Source organism: Pseudomonas sp. S30, assembly GCF_016518545.1.
Taxonomy (GTDB): Bacteria; Pseudomonadota; Gammaproteobacteria; order Pseudomonadales; family Pseudomonadaceae; genus Aquipseudomonas.
In genome coordinates, this window is sequence record NZ_JACVTO010000014.1 from 124,002 (window position 1) to 139,888 (window position 15,887).

Annotated in this window: 13 protein-coding genes and 1 pseudogene; 5 read left to right on the forward strand and 9 right to left on the reverse strand. The window is 61.6% G+C overall.

Annotated elements, in window-relative coordinates:
• Window positions 1-51: 51 nt before the first annotated feature.
• Both IAE34_RS16530 and IAE34_RS16535 read right to left on the reverse strand, forming a co-directional pair.
• On the reverse strand, window positions 52-354 hold the full coding sequence (locus tag IAE34_RS16530) for a cell division protein ZapA (protein WP_200140034.1): 303 nt from the start codon (window positions 352-354) through the stop codon (window positions 52-54).
• A complete protein-coding gene (locus IAE34_RS16535) occupies window positions 351-581 on the reverse strand; it encodes a hypothetical protein (RefSeq protein ID WP_200140035.1) in 231 nt (76 codons plus the stop codon). Before IAE34_RS16535 ends, IAE34_RS16530 begins: the two co-directional genes overlap by 4 nt.
• A gap of 334 nt (window positions 582-915) precedes the next feature.
• Between IAE34_RS16535 and IAE34_RS24790 the strand changes: the two are divergent.
• Window positions 916-1,259, forward strand: a pseudogene (locus IAE34_RS24790) (hypothetical protein); the annotation flags it as partial.
• A gap of 133 nt (window positions 1,260-1,392) precedes the next feature.
• Here the strand turns inward: IAE34_RS24790 and gbcB are convergent.
• Window positions 1,393-2,493 (reverse strand): glycine-betaine demethylase subunit GbcB, encoded by a 1,101-nt coding sequence (gene gbcB, locus IAE34_RS16545; RefSeq protein ID WP_200140036.1) that lies wholly within the window; start codon window positions 2,491-2,493, stop codon window positions 1,393-1,395.
• 297 nt (window positions 2,494-2,790) lie between these two features.
• Between gbcB and gbcA the strand changes: the two genes are divergently transcribed.
• Window positions 2,791-4,083, forward strand: coding sequence for a glycine-betaine demethylase subunit GbcA (gene gbcA, locus IAE34_RS16550; RefSeq protein ID WP_200140037.1), 1,293 nt, complete (start codon window positions 2,791-2,793; stop codon window positions 4,081-4,083).
• Window positions 4,084-4,796: 713 nt separating this feature from the next.
• Here the strand turns inward: gbcA and etfB are convergent.
• From etfB to IAE34_RS16580, 6 genes are all read right to left on the reverse strand, one after another.
• Entirely contained in the window at window positions 4,797-5,567 is a 771-nt protein-coding gene (gene etfB, locus IAE34_RS16555; RefSeq protein ID WP_200140038.1) for an electron transfer flavoprotein subunit beta, read from the reverse strand.
• Between the two features lie 9 nt (window positions 5,568-5,576).
• Window positions 5,577-6,809, reverse strand: a complete 1,233-nt coding sequence (gene etfA / locus IAE34_RS16560; protein WP_200140039.1) for an electron transfer flavoprotein subunit alpha — start codon at window positions 6,807-6,809, stop codon at window positions 5,577-5,579.
• Window positions 6,809-8,764 (reverse strand): dimethylglycine demethylation protein DgcB, encoded by a 1,956-nt coding sequence (gene dgcB, locus IAE34_RS16565; RefSeq protein ID WP_200140040.1) that lies wholly within the window; start codon window positions 8,762-8,764, stop codon window positions 6,809-6,811. The genes etfA and dgcB overlap by 1 nt, the downstream gene beginning before the upstream one ends.
• A 128-nt stretch (window positions 8,765-8,892) precedes the next feature.
• Window positions 8,893-10,953 (reverse strand): dimethylglycine demethylation protein DgcA, encoded by a 2,061-nt coding sequence (dgcA, locus tag IAE34_RS16570; protein WP_200140041.1) that lies wholly within the window; start codon window positions 10,951-10,953, stop codon window positions 8,893-8,895.
• Between the two features lie 15 nt (window positions 10,954-10,968).
• The gene (locus tag IAE34_RS16575; protein WP_200140042.1) at window positions 10,969-11,499 is read right to left on the reverse strand and encodes a DUF5943 domain-containing protein; all 531 of its coding nucleotides are present in this window, start codon (window positions 11,497-11,499) and stop codon (window positions 10,969-10,971) included.
• Window positions 11,500-11,574: 75 nt separating this feature from the next.
• The gene (locus IAE34_RS16580) at window positions 11,575-12,552 is read right to left on the reverse strand and encodes a dipeptidase (RefSeq protein WP_200140043.1); all 978 of its coding nucleotides are present in this window, start codon (window positions 12,550-12,552) and stop codon (window positions 11,575-11,577) included.
• Between the two features lie 238 nt (window positions 12,553-12,790).
• On the opposite strand from IAE34_RS16580, the gene IAE34_RS16585 reads away from it, so the two are divergent.
• The 3 genes from IAE34_RS16585 to IAE34_RS16595 all read left to right on the forward strand — a co-directional run bounded on the left by IAE34_RS16585 (window position 12,791) and on the right by IAE34_RS16595 (window position 15,879).
• Entirely contained in the window at window positions 12,791-14,365 is a 1,575-nt protein-coding gene (locus tag IAE34_RS16585; RefSeq protein WP_200140044.1) for an AAA family ATPase, read from the forward strand.
• Window positions 14,362-15,336, forward strand: a complete 975-nt coding sequence (locus tag IAE34_RS16590) for a hypothetical protein (protein WP_200140045.1) — start codon at window positions 14,362-14,364, stop codon at window positions 15,334-15,336. Before IAE34_RS16585 ends, IAE34_RS16590 begins: the two co-directional genes overlap by 4 nt.
• Before the next feature lie 141 nt (window positions 15,337-15,477).
• Entirely contained in the window at window positions 15,478-15,879 is a 402-nt protein-coding gene (locus IAE34_RS16595) for a lysozyme inhibitor LprI family protein (protein WP_200140046.1), read from the forward strand.
• Window positions 15,880-15,887 lie beyond the last annotated feature (8 nt).

Genomic DNA, 15,887 nt, shown 5'->3' on the forward strand with positions numbered 1-15,887 from the left:
AACGCAGCACGGGCGAGCGCAGATGCACTTCACCCCAGAGCCTAGGTAGCCCTAGGCCTCGCCCAAGGTCCGGGCGATGGCATCGACCGCCGCGTCGACCTTGGCCTGGGTCTGCTCCAGGGTGCGCTGGTGCTCACGCTGCAGCTCGATCTGACGTGAGCACAGGTTCAGCGCCGCCAGAACCAGCAGCTTGTCGCCGATCAGGGTCGGAAACTTGCGCTTGGTTTCACCGAGGGCCGCGTTGAGCATGTGCGCCGCCTGCGACAACGTCTGCTCCTCGCCCACCGGCGCCTTGAGCGAATACTCGGTGCCCAGGATGCTCACCACGCTGATCGACTGCGAAGGCAGGCTCATGCGCCGACGGTACCTGCGCTGGCACGCTCGACCAGGGCCTGGATGCGCGCGGCGGTGGCGCCGTTCTGCTCTTCCTGCTCCATCAGCGAAAGCTGCAGGGTCTCGTTCTCTTCCTTGGCCTGGGCCAGCGCCTGATCGAGCTGCTGGTTCTGCTCGGTCAGTTGGGCGTTCTTGTGCATCAGGTCGGCGACCAGTTGCTCGAGTTGATTCAGGGAAGCTTCCAACATGCGTCTATCTCGGGTTGTTGCAAAGGGCGCACACGATAAAGAAAAGCACGCGCCCCCGCCATTAAAAAACAGGTACGAAAGGCTTTCGTTCCGGCACATTGACAGGGTGGAGGGGATCTTGTTCCGACTTGGATCAACCGCCTGTCCGCCCAGGCGATTGTAGAACGCTGAATTTCTACGCCCTTCCTAAAGACTCGTAGGGCATTACCGATAGGCTTGTAAGATCAATTTCTTCGCACGGACGCGAGCCTTCTCCGGACTCGACGTCATCTCATTACGCTCCCTCAATATCGCACCCCGTGCGCTTCTCGGTTTCTCGCTGATCGGCCTGCTGATGCTGGGCCTGGGTGTGTTCTCCCTCGTGCAGATGGGCCAGATACGCCAGGCAGGCCTGACCATCGAACGGATCAACGTGCCCAGTATCCAGCTGCTCGATGAGCTGACGGCCGACAACCTGCGCCTGCGCACCTTGTCGTATCGGCTGCTGGTCAACCGCGAGGCCCAGGACGAGACCCTGCGCCTGATGGACGAGCGCAACCAGCAATCGACCCGCGAAAGCGAACGCATGATCGGCAGTATCCAGGGGGCACCGAGCAGGTCGTGGCGTCCATGCGCACCAGCACCGAACGGGCCGAGTCGAGCCTGAACATCGCCCGCGGCGCCGGCCTGGCGGTGGACCTCAACGGCCTGGTGGCGCGCTTTCGCACTTGAGGCAGTTGCCCGCTTCGAGCGGCAATGAAAAACGGCCGATGCATGATCGGCCGTTTTCCTCAGACGTGCAGCAGGCCATGGACAGCCCGCGGCTCGCGCCTCAGTAGTCGATGCGCACGTCGCCCTTGGGCGTGCTGCAGCACGACAGGATGTAGCCTTCGGCTTCGTCTTCCTCGGTGATGCCGCCGTTGTGCTCCATCTCCACCTCGCCCCCGAGCTTGAGCACCTTGCAGGTGCCGCAGATACCCATGCCGCAGGCCTTGGGGATCATCAGGCCGACTTTCGCAGCGGCGGCATGCACCGTTTCGCCGGGGGCGATGCGGATGCTCTTGTCGCTGCCGATGAACTCCACCAGGTTCAGGTCGCTCACGTCCACTTCAGGCGCCTCGGCCGCCGCCTCGGCGTGTTCCACGGCATCGGCCTTGGCTTCGGGCGGGGTCGCGCCGAAGGATTCCTCGTGGTAGTTCTTCATGTCGAAGCCCACCGCTTCGAGCATGCGCTTGACCGCGCTCATGTAGGGCGTGGGCCCGCAGCAGAAGATCACGCGTTCCAGGTAGTCCGGCGCGATCAACTCCATCAGACGCTGGTTCAGGTAACCCCGATAGCCCGCCCAGGGCTCGCCCAGGCCATGCTTCTCGCAAATGATGTGCAGGCTGAAGTTCGGCACCCGCGAAGCCATCTGCTCCAGCTCGCGGTGATAGATGATGTCCTTGGGCGAGCGGGCGCTGTGCACGAAGACCATGTCGACATTGGCGTTGGTGTCGTAGAACCAGCGCGACATGGACATCACCGGCGTGATACCGACCCCGCCGGAGAGGTACAGCACCTTGGCCGCCGGATAGTCGATGGCGTTGAACAGCCCTACCGGACCGTGCACCGGCACTTCGGCGCCTTCGTGCATGGTGTCGTGAAGGAAGTTCGAGACCAGCCCGCCAGGCACGCGCTTGACGGTGATGGAGAAGCTGTACGGCACCGACGGTGAGCTGGAGATGGTGTAGGAACGCATCACCGGCTTGCCTTCGATCTCCAGTTCCAGGGTGACGAACTGGCCGGGCTTGAAGAAGAACATGATCGGCTGATCGGCCATGAAGCAGAAGGTGCGCACGTCCCAGGTCTCCTGGATGACCTTGACGCAGCGCACGATGTGGCGGCCGTTGGCCCAGGTCTGGGTGGTGACCGGGTTGAGGAAGGTTTCGGACATGTTCATCTCCAGCAGCCGACGATCGGCGTTCTTATGGCTGGGATGATGCTGCAAGGCGCAAGCGTCGCACATTCCCATCCGCGACATCGGCGTGCTTATCGCGACCAGCCCCGTGACACCGGGGTTGGAGCGTCGGAATTCGATGCGGCCATGTCGCCCGTGGATATGGCCCGGGCACGGCGCAAACGCACACTCCACCGCAAATAGAACGGCTGTTTTTCTGCCGACAGCCTTGCGGCAAACACAACAACGATTAGCCACCTTTCGCCGGCCGACAACGGCCTTGAGGATAAAACGATGGACGTCACCGCAACCCTGAGCCTGGGCGATCCACTGGAACCTGCACGCAAGGCCACCGCCGAGATGCTGCAGACCCGCGAGCGTACCTACTCGCTGCCGCAGCCCTTCTACTGCGACGAGCGCGTGTTCCAGATCGACATGCAGGAGATCTTCCACAAGGAGTGGCTGATCGCGGGGATGACCTGCGAGATTCCGGCGAAGGGCAACTACCTCACGCTGCAGATCGGCAAGAACCCGGTGATCGTCATCCGTGGCACCGAAGGCAAGGTGCACGCCTTCCACAACGTCTGCCGCCACCGCGGCTCGCGGCTGTGCGTCAGCGACAAAGGCAAGGTGGCCAAGCTGGTCTGTCCGTACCACCAGTGGACCTACGAGCTCGACGGCCGCCTGCTGTTCGCCGGCACCGAAATGGGCGCCGATTTCGACATGAACCAGTACGGCCTCAAGCCGATCAACGTGAAGACCGCCGGCGGCTACATCTTCATCAGCCTGGCGGAAAATCCGCCCGCCATCGACGAGTTCCTGGCCACCCTGGACCACTACATGGAACCGTACGACATGGAGAACGCCAAGGTGGCGGTGCAGACCACCTTGATGGAAAAGGCCAACTGGAAGCTGGTGCTGGAAAACAACCGCGAGTGTTATCACTGCAACGGCTCGCACCCCGAGCTGCTCAAGTCTCTGCTGGAGTGGGACGACACCAACGACCCGCGCGCCAGCCAGGAATTCAAGGACCATGTGGCGGCCTCCGCCGCCGCCTGGGAGGCCGAGAAGATTCCGTACCTGCACAAGAGTCATGGACTGCGTAACCGCATCGTGCGCATGCCGCTGCTCAAGGGCACCGTGTCGATGACCATGGATGGCAAGCAGGCGTGCAAGAAGCTGATGGGCCGCATCCAGAACCCAGACCTGGGCTCGATGCGCATCCTGCACCTGCCGCACTCATGGAACCATTGCATGGGCGATCACATGATCGTGTTCACCGTGTGGCCGATCAGCGCCCAGGAAACCATGGTCACCACCAAGTGGCTGGTACACAAGGACGCGGTCGAGGGCGTGGACTACGATCCCGAGCAGATGCGCAAGGTGTGGGACGCCACCAATGACCAGGACCGTCGCCTGGCCGAAGAGAACCAGCGGGGCATCAACTCCACTGCCTACCAGCCGGGGCCTTACTCCAAGACCTACGAGTTCGGGGTGGTCAACTTCATCGACTGGTACAGCGATCGCGTGCTGGCCAACCTGGGCGCCGAACCTGCGCCCTACCTGAAGGAAGTGAAGACGCAGTGAGCCTCTGGCGGGGCGAGTGAACGCCACGGCCGGGTGATCGGCCGTGGCGTTTTTGTGTGTTGTGCAGAGGGTTCGAACAGGTTATCCACAGATTTCATCAGACTGCCTTGTGGATACTAAAAGTTCGAGTTGGCGGCACTGATTGATCATTATTTGATCAAACCTCTGAAGGCCCTGACTAATAAGGCTTTCAGGGTTTATCGAACACCTTGTCCACAGGGACGCCAACAGAAAATGTGAGCACGGGATGCCGCGATTCCCACAGGCTGTGGATAATGCCCGCGACGCGCTGTATTTCGTGGGTTATGAGGCAATCGCGAACAGATTGATCAATATTTGATCAAATCCCTGTAAGCTGCTTGGATCGTGGCCTCCAGCGCTTACCCAACATATTATCCACAGAGGGATGAACAGCGATTGTGGGAAAGTTGGAGAGCGTGCGAAGTGAGTCACGCTGTTCCACTTCACGCAGGGCTGTACATTTTTTGATCATGGCGTTCTAGCCCGCGTCCGATCTGGTCTTGGGCAACCAACGAACACGTTATTCACAGGCTGGCGAACAATTTCGGGGGACAGTTTGCAAGCGGGGAACGCTTTGCGCTGATTCCACGTCGCCAGGTGGCGTATACGCTATACACAGCCCGCAAGAGCAGCCGGAAACCATGAAAAAGGGCCGCAACGCGGCCCTGGAGTTATTCACAGGCAGATGCCGCTCAGCGCAGCACCCCCTCCTCCACCAACAACTTCAGAATGGCCTCGGCGCCTTCCTGTGGAGAAACATCCTTGAGCACCTTGCCGCCACCGCCACTGGCCTTGGCGGTCGCCGCCTTCATACGGTCGGCACCGCTCTTGGCCTTGATCACTTTCAAGCGCTTGGGCCGCGGCCGCGCAGGTTGCAGGGCGTCACCTTCCAGGACCTCGTCCTCGACCACCGTGACATCGCGCGCCGCCAGCACTCCCCGGCGTGCTGGGCCGAACGCGCTCTGGCGTGGCTTGGGTGCGGCGTTATCCACAGTGGCCAGCAACGGCAGGCGAACCTTCAGGCGGCGCCGCTGACCGCGCGGCAAGGCCTGCAACACCTGTGCGGTGCCGTTCTCGATCGACTCCACCTCGGCCAGCCCCACCACCAGCGGCCAGCCCAGCTTCTCGGCCAGCAGAAACGGCAGCATGCCGGAGCCCTCGCCGGTTTCGGCCTGGCTGCCGGTCAGCACCATCTGGGCGCCAGCGTCGCGCAGGTAGTCGCCGAGCACGCCGAGCACATCGGCGCCAGCGGGTTGCTCCAGCACGTCCAAGTGCTCCAGGCCCATGCCCAGGTAGCCGCGCAGCGCCTGCTCGGCGGGGTTACCGGCATGCACCACCTGCAGGTCGGTGCCTGCCAGCTGCAGCCCGAGCTCGACGGCGCGCGAATCCTGCTCGGCGCGACGGGCACGACCAGAGCTGGGGTGGGCGCCGATGGAAACCAGGCTGATGACTTTCGTACTCATGTCGTGCCCTTATGCCGCGTCGCGCTGAGCGCCATTGCGGAAGTTGTCCACAGCCTCGATCAGCGCCTGGAGAATCGCCGCGCTGTCGCCAATCACCGACAGGTCGGCGCGCTTGATCATGTCGCAACCTGGGTCCATGTTGATCGCCACCACCTTGTCGCAAGCACCGATGCCTTGCAGGTGCTGAATGGCCCCGGAGATGCCCACGGCCATGTATACCCGCGCCGTGACCCAGGTGCCGGTGGCCCCGACCTGGCGGTTGCGCGGCATGAAGCCATCGTCCACCGCCACCCGCGACGCGCCTTCGGTGGCACCGAGGGCGGCGGTGGCCTGGTGGAACAGCGTCCAGTCCTTGACCCCATTGCCGCCGGAGACGATGAACTCGGCCTCGGCCATGGCGATGGCGGCCGGGTCCACGGCCACCGGGCCCAGGTCCTCGATGCGCGACAGACTGCGTGCCACACCTGTGGACAACGTCTCCGGCAAGGCCTCGTGCCGGGTTTCGCTGACCGGGTCGGCGCATTCGGCCGCCGCCAGGATCAGGCGCGGCAGCGTACGTTGCAGGTCCTGCTGGCCGGCGCCGGCGCGGCCAATGCACTGACCGTCCTTGATCTGCCAGACGCGTGTGGCGGGGCGTTCGCCCAGCGCTGCAGCGAACCGTCGGCCCAGCTCGCCACCACCGGTACGGCTGTCGGGGAGCAGCCAGTGGCGCGGGCCAAACTGGTTATCCACAGCGCGCAGGCCCTGGACCAGTTGTTCCGGGGCGTAGCCGCTGAAGGCTTCGCCTTCTATTACCAGCAGGCGATCGATGCCGGCTGTGGAAAAACTGCTTTCCTTGTGCTCACCGAACACCACGGCCAGCACTGCACCGTCGTTGCCCGCCAGGCTGCGGGCCAGGCCCAGCAGGTCGCGGTCGTGGCTGCCAAGTCGGCCGCCGATCATGTCCGGCACCACGGCGATGTAGAACGCCGGGTCGATCACCTGGTGCAACGGCAACTGGACCTCGGCCGCCGCCGAACGCCGCCCGCCGACGGCCGTGCCCTGCTGGGCACCGCTGCGGTCGATACGCTTGAGCCCGGCCGGGCCGATGAAACCGGCCGCCATTACATGGGGGTTCTTGCGCATGAGCCCGTGGGGGCCCATCCACTGGGTCTGTTGCGTCTGCATCGCGGCATGCAGCGGGTGCAGGCGGTTACGGGCGATCCACTCGGCGCGTGGATCTCGGCGGATGATTTCGCTCATCAGTGCACCTCCGCAGGTTCACGTCTGGCCGCAGCCGGCTTGTTGACCGCTGCCGGCGCCTGTTCTTCGATCAGCACGTCGGCCACCAGCTCGGCCAGGTCCTTGATCTGTGGACGCGGTTCGACCACGCCTTCGAGCATCGCCGTGCACTGCGGGCAACCCACAGCGACCAGCTCGGCTTCGGTCTCGCGGATGTCGTCCATGCGCATGTCGGGAATCCGCTGCTTGCCGGGAATGTCGGTGATCGGCGCACCGCCGCCACCGCCGCAGCAGCGCGAACGAAAGCCCGAGCGTTGCATCTCGCGCACGTCGATTCCCAGTGCCCGGAGCACCGCGCGCGGCGCTTCGTACTCACCGTTGTAGCGGCCCAGGTAGCACGGGTCGTGGTAGGTGACGCTGCCACCTTTGTGCTGGCCCAGGTTCAGGCGCCCGGCCTCGATCAGCTCGGCGATGTAGGTGCTGTGGTGCTGCACCTGGTAGTCGCCGCCCAGCGCACCGTACTCGTTCTTGAGCACGTGGAAGCTGTGCGGGTCGCAGGTGACGATGCGTTCGAAGGCGTACTTGCCCAGGGTCTGGATGTTGCGCCTGGCCAGTTGCTGGAAGGTCGCCTCGTCACCGAGTCGACGGGCCACGTCGCCACTGTCGCGTTCTTCCAGGCCGAGCACGGCGAAGTCGACGCCCGAAGCCTTGAGCACCTTGACGAACGCCCGCAGGGTGCGCTGGTTGCGCATGTCGAAGGCACCGTCGCCGACCCAGAACAGCACCTCGGTGCGCTTGACCTGCGAGAGCAGCTTGAGGTTGAGGTCCGCCGCCCAGTTCATCCGTCCGCCAGGGTTGAAGCCGCCGGGGTTGTCGGTTGCGATCAGGTTGTCCAGCACCTCGGCGCCCTTGTTCGGGGTCGCGCCCTTTTCCAGGGTGAGGTGACGACGCATGTCGACGATGGCATCGACGTGCTCGATCATCATCGGGCACTCCTCGACGCACGCCCTGCAGGTGGTGCAGGACCACAGCGTCTCGGCGTCCACCAGGCCGTTGACGATCGGCTGGTGCGGATGACCGCCGTGTTCGCCGAGCGGCTTGCCCGGATACGGGCTGCCGGCGAATTTGGCGTCGGTGCCGCCGGCCAGGCCGATGACCATGTCCTGGATCAGCTTCTTCGGATTCAGCGGTTGGCCCGCCGCGAAGGCCGGGCACATGGCCTCGCACTTGCCGCACTGCACGCAGGCATCGAAGCCCAGCAGCTGGTTCCAGGTGAAGTCGGCCGGCTTCTCCACGCCCAGGGGCGCGTTCGGGTCTTCCAGATCCAGCGGCTTGAGGCCCGTGGAGCGACCGCCGCCGAAGCGTTCGGCACGCCGGTGCCACGCCAGGTGCAGGGCACCGGCGAAGGCGTGCTTCATCGGTCCGCCCCAGGTCATGCCGAAGAACAGCTCCGACACGCCCCACAGCACGCCCAGGCCGAGGATGGCCACCATCACCCAGCCGCCGGTGTTGGCCGGCAGGATACCGGCCACCGGCAAGGTGGCGATGAAGAAGCTCGCGGCGAACACCAGCAGGCTCTTGGGCAGGCGCATCCACGGCCCCTTGGACAGCCGCGACGGCGGGTTCAGGCGGCGGCGGAAGACGAAGACCGCGCCGCTGAACATGATCAGCGTGGCCACCAGCAGGGCGTAGCCGAGAATCTGGCTGTGCAGGCCGAAACCGTGCACCAGGATCGCCAGCAGCGCCGACAGCACGAAGCCACCGGCGGTAGCCACGTGGGTCCTGGACATGTACTTGTCGCGCTCGACCACATGGTGCAGGTCCACCAGGTAGCGGCGTGGCATGGCCAGCAGGCCGCCGAGCAGATCGACCTTCGATGGCCGGCCGCGGCGCCACAGGTTCACGCGGCGCACGGCGCCGAGCACGGCCAGGCCGAGTGCGGCGAACAGCAGGATGGGTAGAAGGGTGTTCAACATGGGAAGCTCCCACAACAGCTGGATTCGTGCGCCGCTTTCAAGCGCAGCGCGGACCCTGCAGGCGCGTGCTCGCCCGCTCCCGCAGGGGGCCAATCCCGCCCCCAGGGGCGGCGTTCATGCCCGTGCGATCAGAAGTCCTTGCACAGGCGCAGGCCGTCGTAGATCGCCGCGTGCACGTTGCGCTGGGCCACGCAGTCACCGATGCGATACAGCAGGTAGCCTTCGCCCGGCTGGCTGAGGATCGGCTGGGGCTGGATCGCGAACAGCGCCTCGACGTCGATCTGGCCCTTGTTGCGCGAGCCTTCCTTGAGCCCGTAGTACAGGGCCTCGTCCGGCCGCACGCCGTTCTCGATCACCACCTGGTCGACCACCCGTTCTTCCTTGGCGCCGGTGTACTCGTTCTCCAGCACCGCCACCAGCTTGTCGCCTTCGCGGTAGACCTTCTCCAGCATCATGTCCCCGGTCATGATCACTTCCTTGGGGTACATGCTGCGGTAGTAGGTGGGGAAGGTGGTGCCGCCCATGGCCACGCCCGGCTTGATGTCGTCGGTGACGATCTCCACCTGGCTGCCCTTGTCGGCGATGAAGTCGGCCACCGACATGCCGGTGAATTCGCAGATGGTGTCGTACACCAGCACGTTCTTGCCCGGCGCGACCTTGCCGTCGAGCACGTCCCAGCTACTGACCACCAGCCCTTCGGCCGCGCCCCAGTGATCGTTCTGCTCGATGAACGGGTGGCCGCCCACCGCCAGCACGATGATGTCCGGGCGCAGGTCCTGGATGGTCGGGATGTCCGCCGCGGTGCCCAGGCGCAGGTCGATCTTCAGGCGGGCGAACTCCAGCTGATACCAGCGGGTGATACCGGCGATCTGGTCGCGCTGCGGCGCCTTGGCGGCGATGGTGATCTGCCCGCCGATCTGCTCGCGCTTCTCGAACACGGTGACGTCGTGGCCACGCTCGGCCGCCACGCGCGCCGCCTCCATGCCGGCGGGGCCGGCACCGACCACCACCACCTTGCGCTTGGGCCCGGTGGACTTCTCGATGATGTGCGGCACGCCCATGTATTCGCGGGAGGTCGCGGCGTTCTGGATGCACAGCACGTCCAGGCCCTGGTACTGGCGGTCGATGCAGTAGTTGGCGCCCACGCACTGCTTGATCTGGTCGATCTGGCCCATCTTGATCTTGGCGATCAGGTGCGGGTCGGCCATGTGCGCACGGGTCATGCCGACCATGTCCACGTAGCCGCCTTCGAGGATGCGCGTGGCCTGGTTCGGGTCCTTGATGTTCTGCGCGTGCAGCACCGGCACCTTGACCACTTCCTTGATGCCGGCCGCCAGGTGCAGGAATGGCTCCGGCGGGTAGCTCATGTTGGGGATGACGTTGGCCAGGGTGTTGTGGGTATCGCAACCCGACCCCACAACGCCGATGAAATCGAGCATGCCGGTGGCATCGTAGTAGGCGGCGATCTGCTTCATGTCCTCGTGGCTGAGGCCATCGGGGTGGAACTCGTCACCGCAGATCCGCATGCCCACGCAGAAATCGTCGCCCACTTCGGCGCGCACGGCCTTGAGCACTTCCAGGCCGAACTTCATGCGGCCCTCGAAGCTGCCGCCCCATTCGTCGGTGCGCTTGTTGACCCGCGGGCTCCAGAACTGGTCGATCATGTGCTGGTGCACCGCCGACAGCTCCACGCCATCGAGCCCGCCTTCCTTGGCCCGACGTGCGGCCTGGGCATAGTTGCCGATCACCCGCCAGATCTCTTCCACCTCGATGGTCTTGCAGGTGGCGCGGTGCACGGGTTCGCGGATGCCTGACGGCGACATCAGGGTCGGCCAGTGGAAGCCGTCCCAGCGCGAGCGACGACCCATGTGGGTAATCTGGATCATGATCTTGGCGCCATGCTTGTGCATGGCGTCGGCCAGGTTCTGGAAATGCGGGATGATGCGGTCGGTGGACAGGTTGACCGACGCCCACCACTGCTGCGGGCTGTCGATGGCCACCACCGACGATCCGCCGCAGATGGCCAGGCCGATGCCGCCCTTGGCCTTCTCTTCGTAGTACTTGACGTAGCGCTCGGTGGTCATGCCGCCGTCGGTCGCATAGACCTCGGCGTGCGCGGTGCTGAGCACGCGGTTGCGGATGGTCAGCTTGCCGATCTGGATCGGCTGGAACATTGCTTCGAATGCCATGACGCTCTCCCCGGCTTACAACGGCTTGGTGACGAACAAGCCATCTTCGTGGCCTTCTTCCGACCCGCCGTAGACCTGTTCGGCCACGGTGCGGAGCGTGCTGCCGCGGGCCGCGAGAATCTGGTCCATGGCGCCGGCGAACCAGCCGGTGAACATGTAGTCGACCTTGCGACCGCACTTGCCATAGACGTAGACGAACGCGGAGTGCTTGAGCTTGACGCTGCAGGTGCCTTTATCCAGGTCGATGTCCTGGATCTCGAACAGGCCCCAACCACGCTGGCTCAGGCGCTTCATGTAGTGCTCGAACACCGCGACGCCCTCCAGGCCGTGGCATTCGGCTTCCTTCTCGCACCAGTGCCAGGCGGACTTGTAGCCGGCCTTGTAGAGGATTTCGGCGTAGGCGTCGGCGCCCAGCACTTCCTCGATGCCCATGTGGTTGTTGACGAAGAAGTGGCGCGGTACGTACAGCATCGGCAGGGCGTCGCTGGTCCAGACACCGGTCTCGCTGTCGACTTCGATTGGCAATTGCGGGGCGATCTTGGCCATGGAAACTCAACTCCAGAAAAATTCTATCGGGTTGCCCCGGCGTTGCTGGCGGGGGCTTGAGGCTTGGAGAGCGGCTTACTCGCCCCAGACGTCTTTCAATACGTTGACCCAGTTCTCGCCCATGATCTTGCGCACCACGCGCTCGGGGTGACCGCGTTTGAGCAGGGTCTCGGTGAGGTTGGGGAATTCGCCGACGGTGCGGATACCCAGCGGGTTGATGATCTTGCCGAAGTTGGTCAGGCGACGGGCGTAGCCCTTGTCGTGGGTGAGGTACTCGAAGAATTCCTGGCCGTGACCCTGGGTGAAGTCGGTGCCGATGCCGATGGCGTCCTCACCGACGATGTTCATGGTGTACTCGATGGCCTCGGCGTAGTCGTCGATGGTCGAGTCGATGCCTTTGGCCAGGAACGGCGCGAACATGGTCACGCCGACGAAGCCGCCGTGGTCGGCGATGAACTTCAGTTCCTCATCGGACTTGTTGCGCGGGTGCTCCTTCAGGCCCGAGGGCAGGCAGTGGGAGTAGCACACCGGTTTCTTCGACTCGAGGATCACCTCTTCGCTGGTCTTGGAGCCGACGTGGGACAGGTCGCACATGATGCCGACGCGGTTCATCTCGGCGACGATCTCGCGGCCAAAGCCCGACAGGCCGCCGTCACGTTCGTAGCAGCCGGTGCCGACCAGGTTCTGGGTGTTGTAGCACATCTGCACGATGCCCACGCCCAGCTGCTTGAAGATCTCCACGTAGGCGATCTGGTCCTCGAAGGCATGGGCGTTCTGGAAGCCGAAGAGGATGCCGGTCTTGCCCTGTTCCTTGGCCTTGCGGATGTCGGCGGTGGTGCGCACCGGCATCACCAGGTCGCTGTTCTCGCGGATCAGCTTCTGGCTGGCGGCGATCTGGTCGACGGTGGCCTTGAAACCTTCCCAGACCGACACGGTGCAGTTGGCCGCGGTCAGGCCTCCCTTGCGCATGTCTTCGAACAGCTCGCGGTTCCACTTGGCGATGATCAGACCATCGATGACGATGCTGTCGGCGTGTAATTCGGCTGGGCTCATCAGGCTGTCCCCTTTTATCGTAAGGCTTGTAATGGGTCGCGCCGAACCAGGGCCGGCGGTTTGGGGCCAGCATATGCCTGCGGCCTGCGACGCCTCGGTGCAAAAACGACAGGGGGTTTGCCGAAAGCGTCAAGCGCACCAGGACAGGGTCATGGGCCGCGTTGGCCAAGATCTGTCAAAAAGCCATCAGATCAGCCAGAATTCCGGAATCCACTGATCGAGGAAAGGATTCTTTGTGTTGACGTCCATCGAAATACGAGGCCAACGCCTGACGCTGGCAAAAGCGGACAGTTACAACTTGTTTGACATCGACTCGGTGTCGCTGATCATAGGTCCAAATGGTTCCGGGAAGACTCAATTTATTCAAAAGACCATTGAGAAATTCTGGCCAGGCCGACATGAACATTTCGAATCCGACTGCCAGCTGCAATTCCATCATTCGAATTACTATGACAAAGCTAGGCTTAAACGCTACGGCCTGATTTACTATAGCCCTGTTCGCAATCAGCCCATTCTGGGCCGACAAGGCAACCTAATCAATGTTTCAAATCAGAGAAAACACGACCTCTTCGAACTTCACCACCATAGGAAAATTCTGGCTGAATTCGACCTCTCCCCCCAAATTTTTGCAGAGCTGAATGTCGACATCGGAAAAGTCGGTACTGCCCTGGCGCGTCTTGCGATCAGAAGGCTCCTACACTCAGATGATTCGCCATTGCATAATCTGGAGTACATGAAAAAGCTCGATCTGACTGTGCGACGAATGACCCGAGACCTGCAAAATATACCCGTTGACACGGCAGAAGAAAGGAAAGTTTCCCATATAGAAAAACTCACTGACATGGAGCGGAAACTGGACTATCTTTTGGGTGAAGCAGGCAAGCAGATATCAGCCCACATTTTATCTTGCACCGAGCCGTCGCCATATAAATCCATTGCAATCCACGCCACCATTCAACACATGCTAAAAAATAAAAAATTCCATGAAAAAGATATAATAAATCTCCTGGACATGTACAGCCCCAACCCTTTCTTCAAAACTCGAAGCTTTAAACCAAGGCTTGAGCGACTTGATAATCTATCATCTGTCGTGGAGGCTACGGCCGACGCGCTGAACACGCTCCCGTTCAAAGAAATCAACGCCGGCCGTTTTCGATACCGTGTCAAACCACATACCGATCGAGACTTATTCAGCAGCCCGCAGTTGACGCTGTTCACCATCTGCCTGCCCCACATGAGCTCCGGCCAGTGGGCCATCGTCAACCAGATCATATCGTTGCATGAGGGCATTCGTGCGCATGCAGAAAAAGGCCGCCGCAACCTGGTATTGTTTCTGGACGAAGGTGACGCCTACCTACACCTCGCTTGGCAACGAAAATATATTTGGCAATTGAACAAATTCTTTACGACCTGCAAGGAGAAATTCAAACTTGAAACACTCCAGCTGATCATCGCCTCCCATTCACCGTTACTGGCCTCCGATGTACCACACGACTTTATCTGCCGTCTGAGGCCACAGCGGCGAGGTACGATTCAGACCCCAGCAGCACAAAATGACGAAGTTTTTCTTCCCGAATCGCCTCCGGGGCAGATGCCAGCATTCGCAGCGCCTCTTCACGCTATCTTGAATAGGTCTTTCGGAGCAGTGACGATTGGCGAATTCGCTATTCGCAGGATCAACGAAACCATCGCATCCATCAGGAAAGGAATGTTCACCGAGAGAGATCAGTACCTCATGTCGGTGATCGACGACCCTTTGATTACCGCTGAACTGAAGCGTCTGCTGACCATGCATCAAGGATCTCAGTCTTGATCATCTCGATGCCTGATACCTGGAAGCACGCTAAGGATGAACACAAGGCTTATTTGTCAGCCATTATTCAGAACTTCATCGACCACGACATTCCCAAAGCGCAAAGCCCACACAGCAAAAACTTCGTGATATCGGTACGACGAGCGATCCTTTCCAACAGTCGCCGGCAGATGGAGTGGTCTATTCATAAACTTTTGCACCACAGACCGATATTGGGCGCTGCAAACTACGCGCTACTTATAAAGGACCTGAAGAAAATCTTCAATTACTCCAGGTTCAGAGACAAGCCCCACTCAAAGCTACCCTGCCCTCCATGGAATGCCTACGATCTCTGCAGAAAGTCCACGCTCACGACGTGTCCTTATTGCAACTACAATTATGCCCATACGGTCTTCAAAGACAAGAAGACCGGGAAGCTCCGGCCGACCCTGGACCATTTCTACCCGCAGTCTCTGTATCCTCACCTGGGTCTGAGCCTGGCAAACTTGATACCGAGTTGCTACTCATGCAACAGCTCATTGAAAGGGGATGAGGATTTTTTCAAAACCCAGCATCTGCATCCTTTCTTTGATAGAGAAGCAATTTCGTTTGCATGCGCCCATCCCACTCTCGACCTGCCTAGGGTACTAGCGGAATTTGAAAAAGTCAGGGATCAACTCCAGATAAAACTGGAGTCTGCTACAGGATGCATCCGTTCGAAAAACAGTATTGGAATTTTTGCGCTGACCGAGCGCTATGAGAAATTCACCAAAGAAGCAGTGGATTTCATAGGAGGCTACTTAGCCCTTGAATCACTCGTTGGCAACCTCGAAACTGCTACGGCGAAAAACCCGGGCGAACGCCTGAACTTAGACATACCCTATATCAAGAGTCACGTACTCAGATTCGATGCTCAATACTACAGGGGCTATCCACTCGGAAAGATGTTTGCTGATCTGCTCAATCAGTTCAACCGACGTACCAAGCCCTGATGCTGATCCTCCTATTCTGCTGCGCAGTGTCACTCTGGAACGTCGATAGATGATCATGAACATTTTCCGCCCCCCCTATCTACCGACACGAGGCTGAGCGAGAATCCTCGACGACTCGTCAGTGCGTTCAGGAGAAATCGGATGAAATCAAAGGCATGGCTGGTGCTGCTGTTCGTGGCGCTCGGCGCCCAGGCCGCCCAGGAAGACAGCACGCCCTGCGACAACGTCGAGACCGACCAGCAGGGCTATGCCTGCGCGGCCTACAACAAGCAGACCGCCGAGCGCGAGCTCAAGTCTGCCTATGACGACCTGATCCAGCGCATCCGCGATCAGTACGCCGACGAAAGCGACAAGGCCAGCGCCCTGAGCGCGCGCATGGACGCGGCGCAGAAACTCTGGACCCAGCTGCGCGATGCCGACTGCAAGGTCGAGACCTATGCCGAAAAGCCCGGCAGCAAGGCCTTCGAGGCCGCATGGAACACCTGCGTGGCGCAGCGCAGCGACGAGCGTTCGGAATACTTGCAGTCGGTCGGGCAGCAGTAGGCGCGCAG

Excerpts from the sequence above, each read along its gene's own strand:
- etfB (WP_200140038.1), bottom strand. The coding sequence starts at position 5,567 with ATGAGTACGAAAGTCATCAGCCTGGTTTCCATCGGCGCCCACCCCAGC.
- dgcA (WP_200140041.1), bottom strand. The coding sequence starts at position 10,953 with ATGGCATTCGAAGCAATGTTCCAGCCGATCCAGATCGGCAAGCTGACC.
- IAE34_RS16535 (WP_200140035.1), bottom strand. The coding sequence starts at position 581 with ATGTTGGAAGCTTCCCTGAATCAACTCGAGCAACTGGTCGCCGACCTG.
- etfA (WP_200140039.1), bottom strand. The coding sequence starts at position 6,809 with ATGAGCGAAATCATCCGCCGAGATCCACGCGCCGAGTGGATCGCCCGT.
- IAE34_RS16530 (WP_200140034.1), bottom strand. The coding sequence starts at position 354 with ATGAGCCTGCCTTCGCAGTCGATCAGCGTGGTGAGCATCCTGGGCACC.
- IAE34_RS16580 (WP_200140043.1), bottom strand. The coding sequence starts at position 12,552 with ATGAGCCCAGCCGAATTACACGCCGACAGCATCGTCATCGATGGTCTG.
- IAE34_RS16595 (WP_200140046.1), top strand. The coding sequence starts at position 15,478 with ATGAAATCAAAGGCATGGCTGGTGCTGCTGTTCGTGGCGCTCGGCGCC.
- gbcB (WP_200140036.1), bottom strand. The coding sequence starts at position 2,493 with ATGTCCGAAACCTTCCTCAACCCGGTCACCACCCAGACCTGGGCCAAC.
- gbcA (WP_200140037.1), top strand. The coding sequence starts at position 2,791 with ATGGACGTCACCGCAACCCTGAGCCTGGGCGATCCACTGGAACCTGCA.
- dgcB (WP_200140040.1), bottom strand. The coding sequence starts at position 8,764 with ATGTTGAACACCCTTCTACCCATCCTGCTGTTCGCCGCACTCGGCCTG.
- IAE34_RS16575 (WP_200140042.1), bottom strand. The coding sequence starts at position 11,499 with ATGGCCAAGATCGCCCCGCAATTGCCAATCGAAGTCGACAGCGAGACC.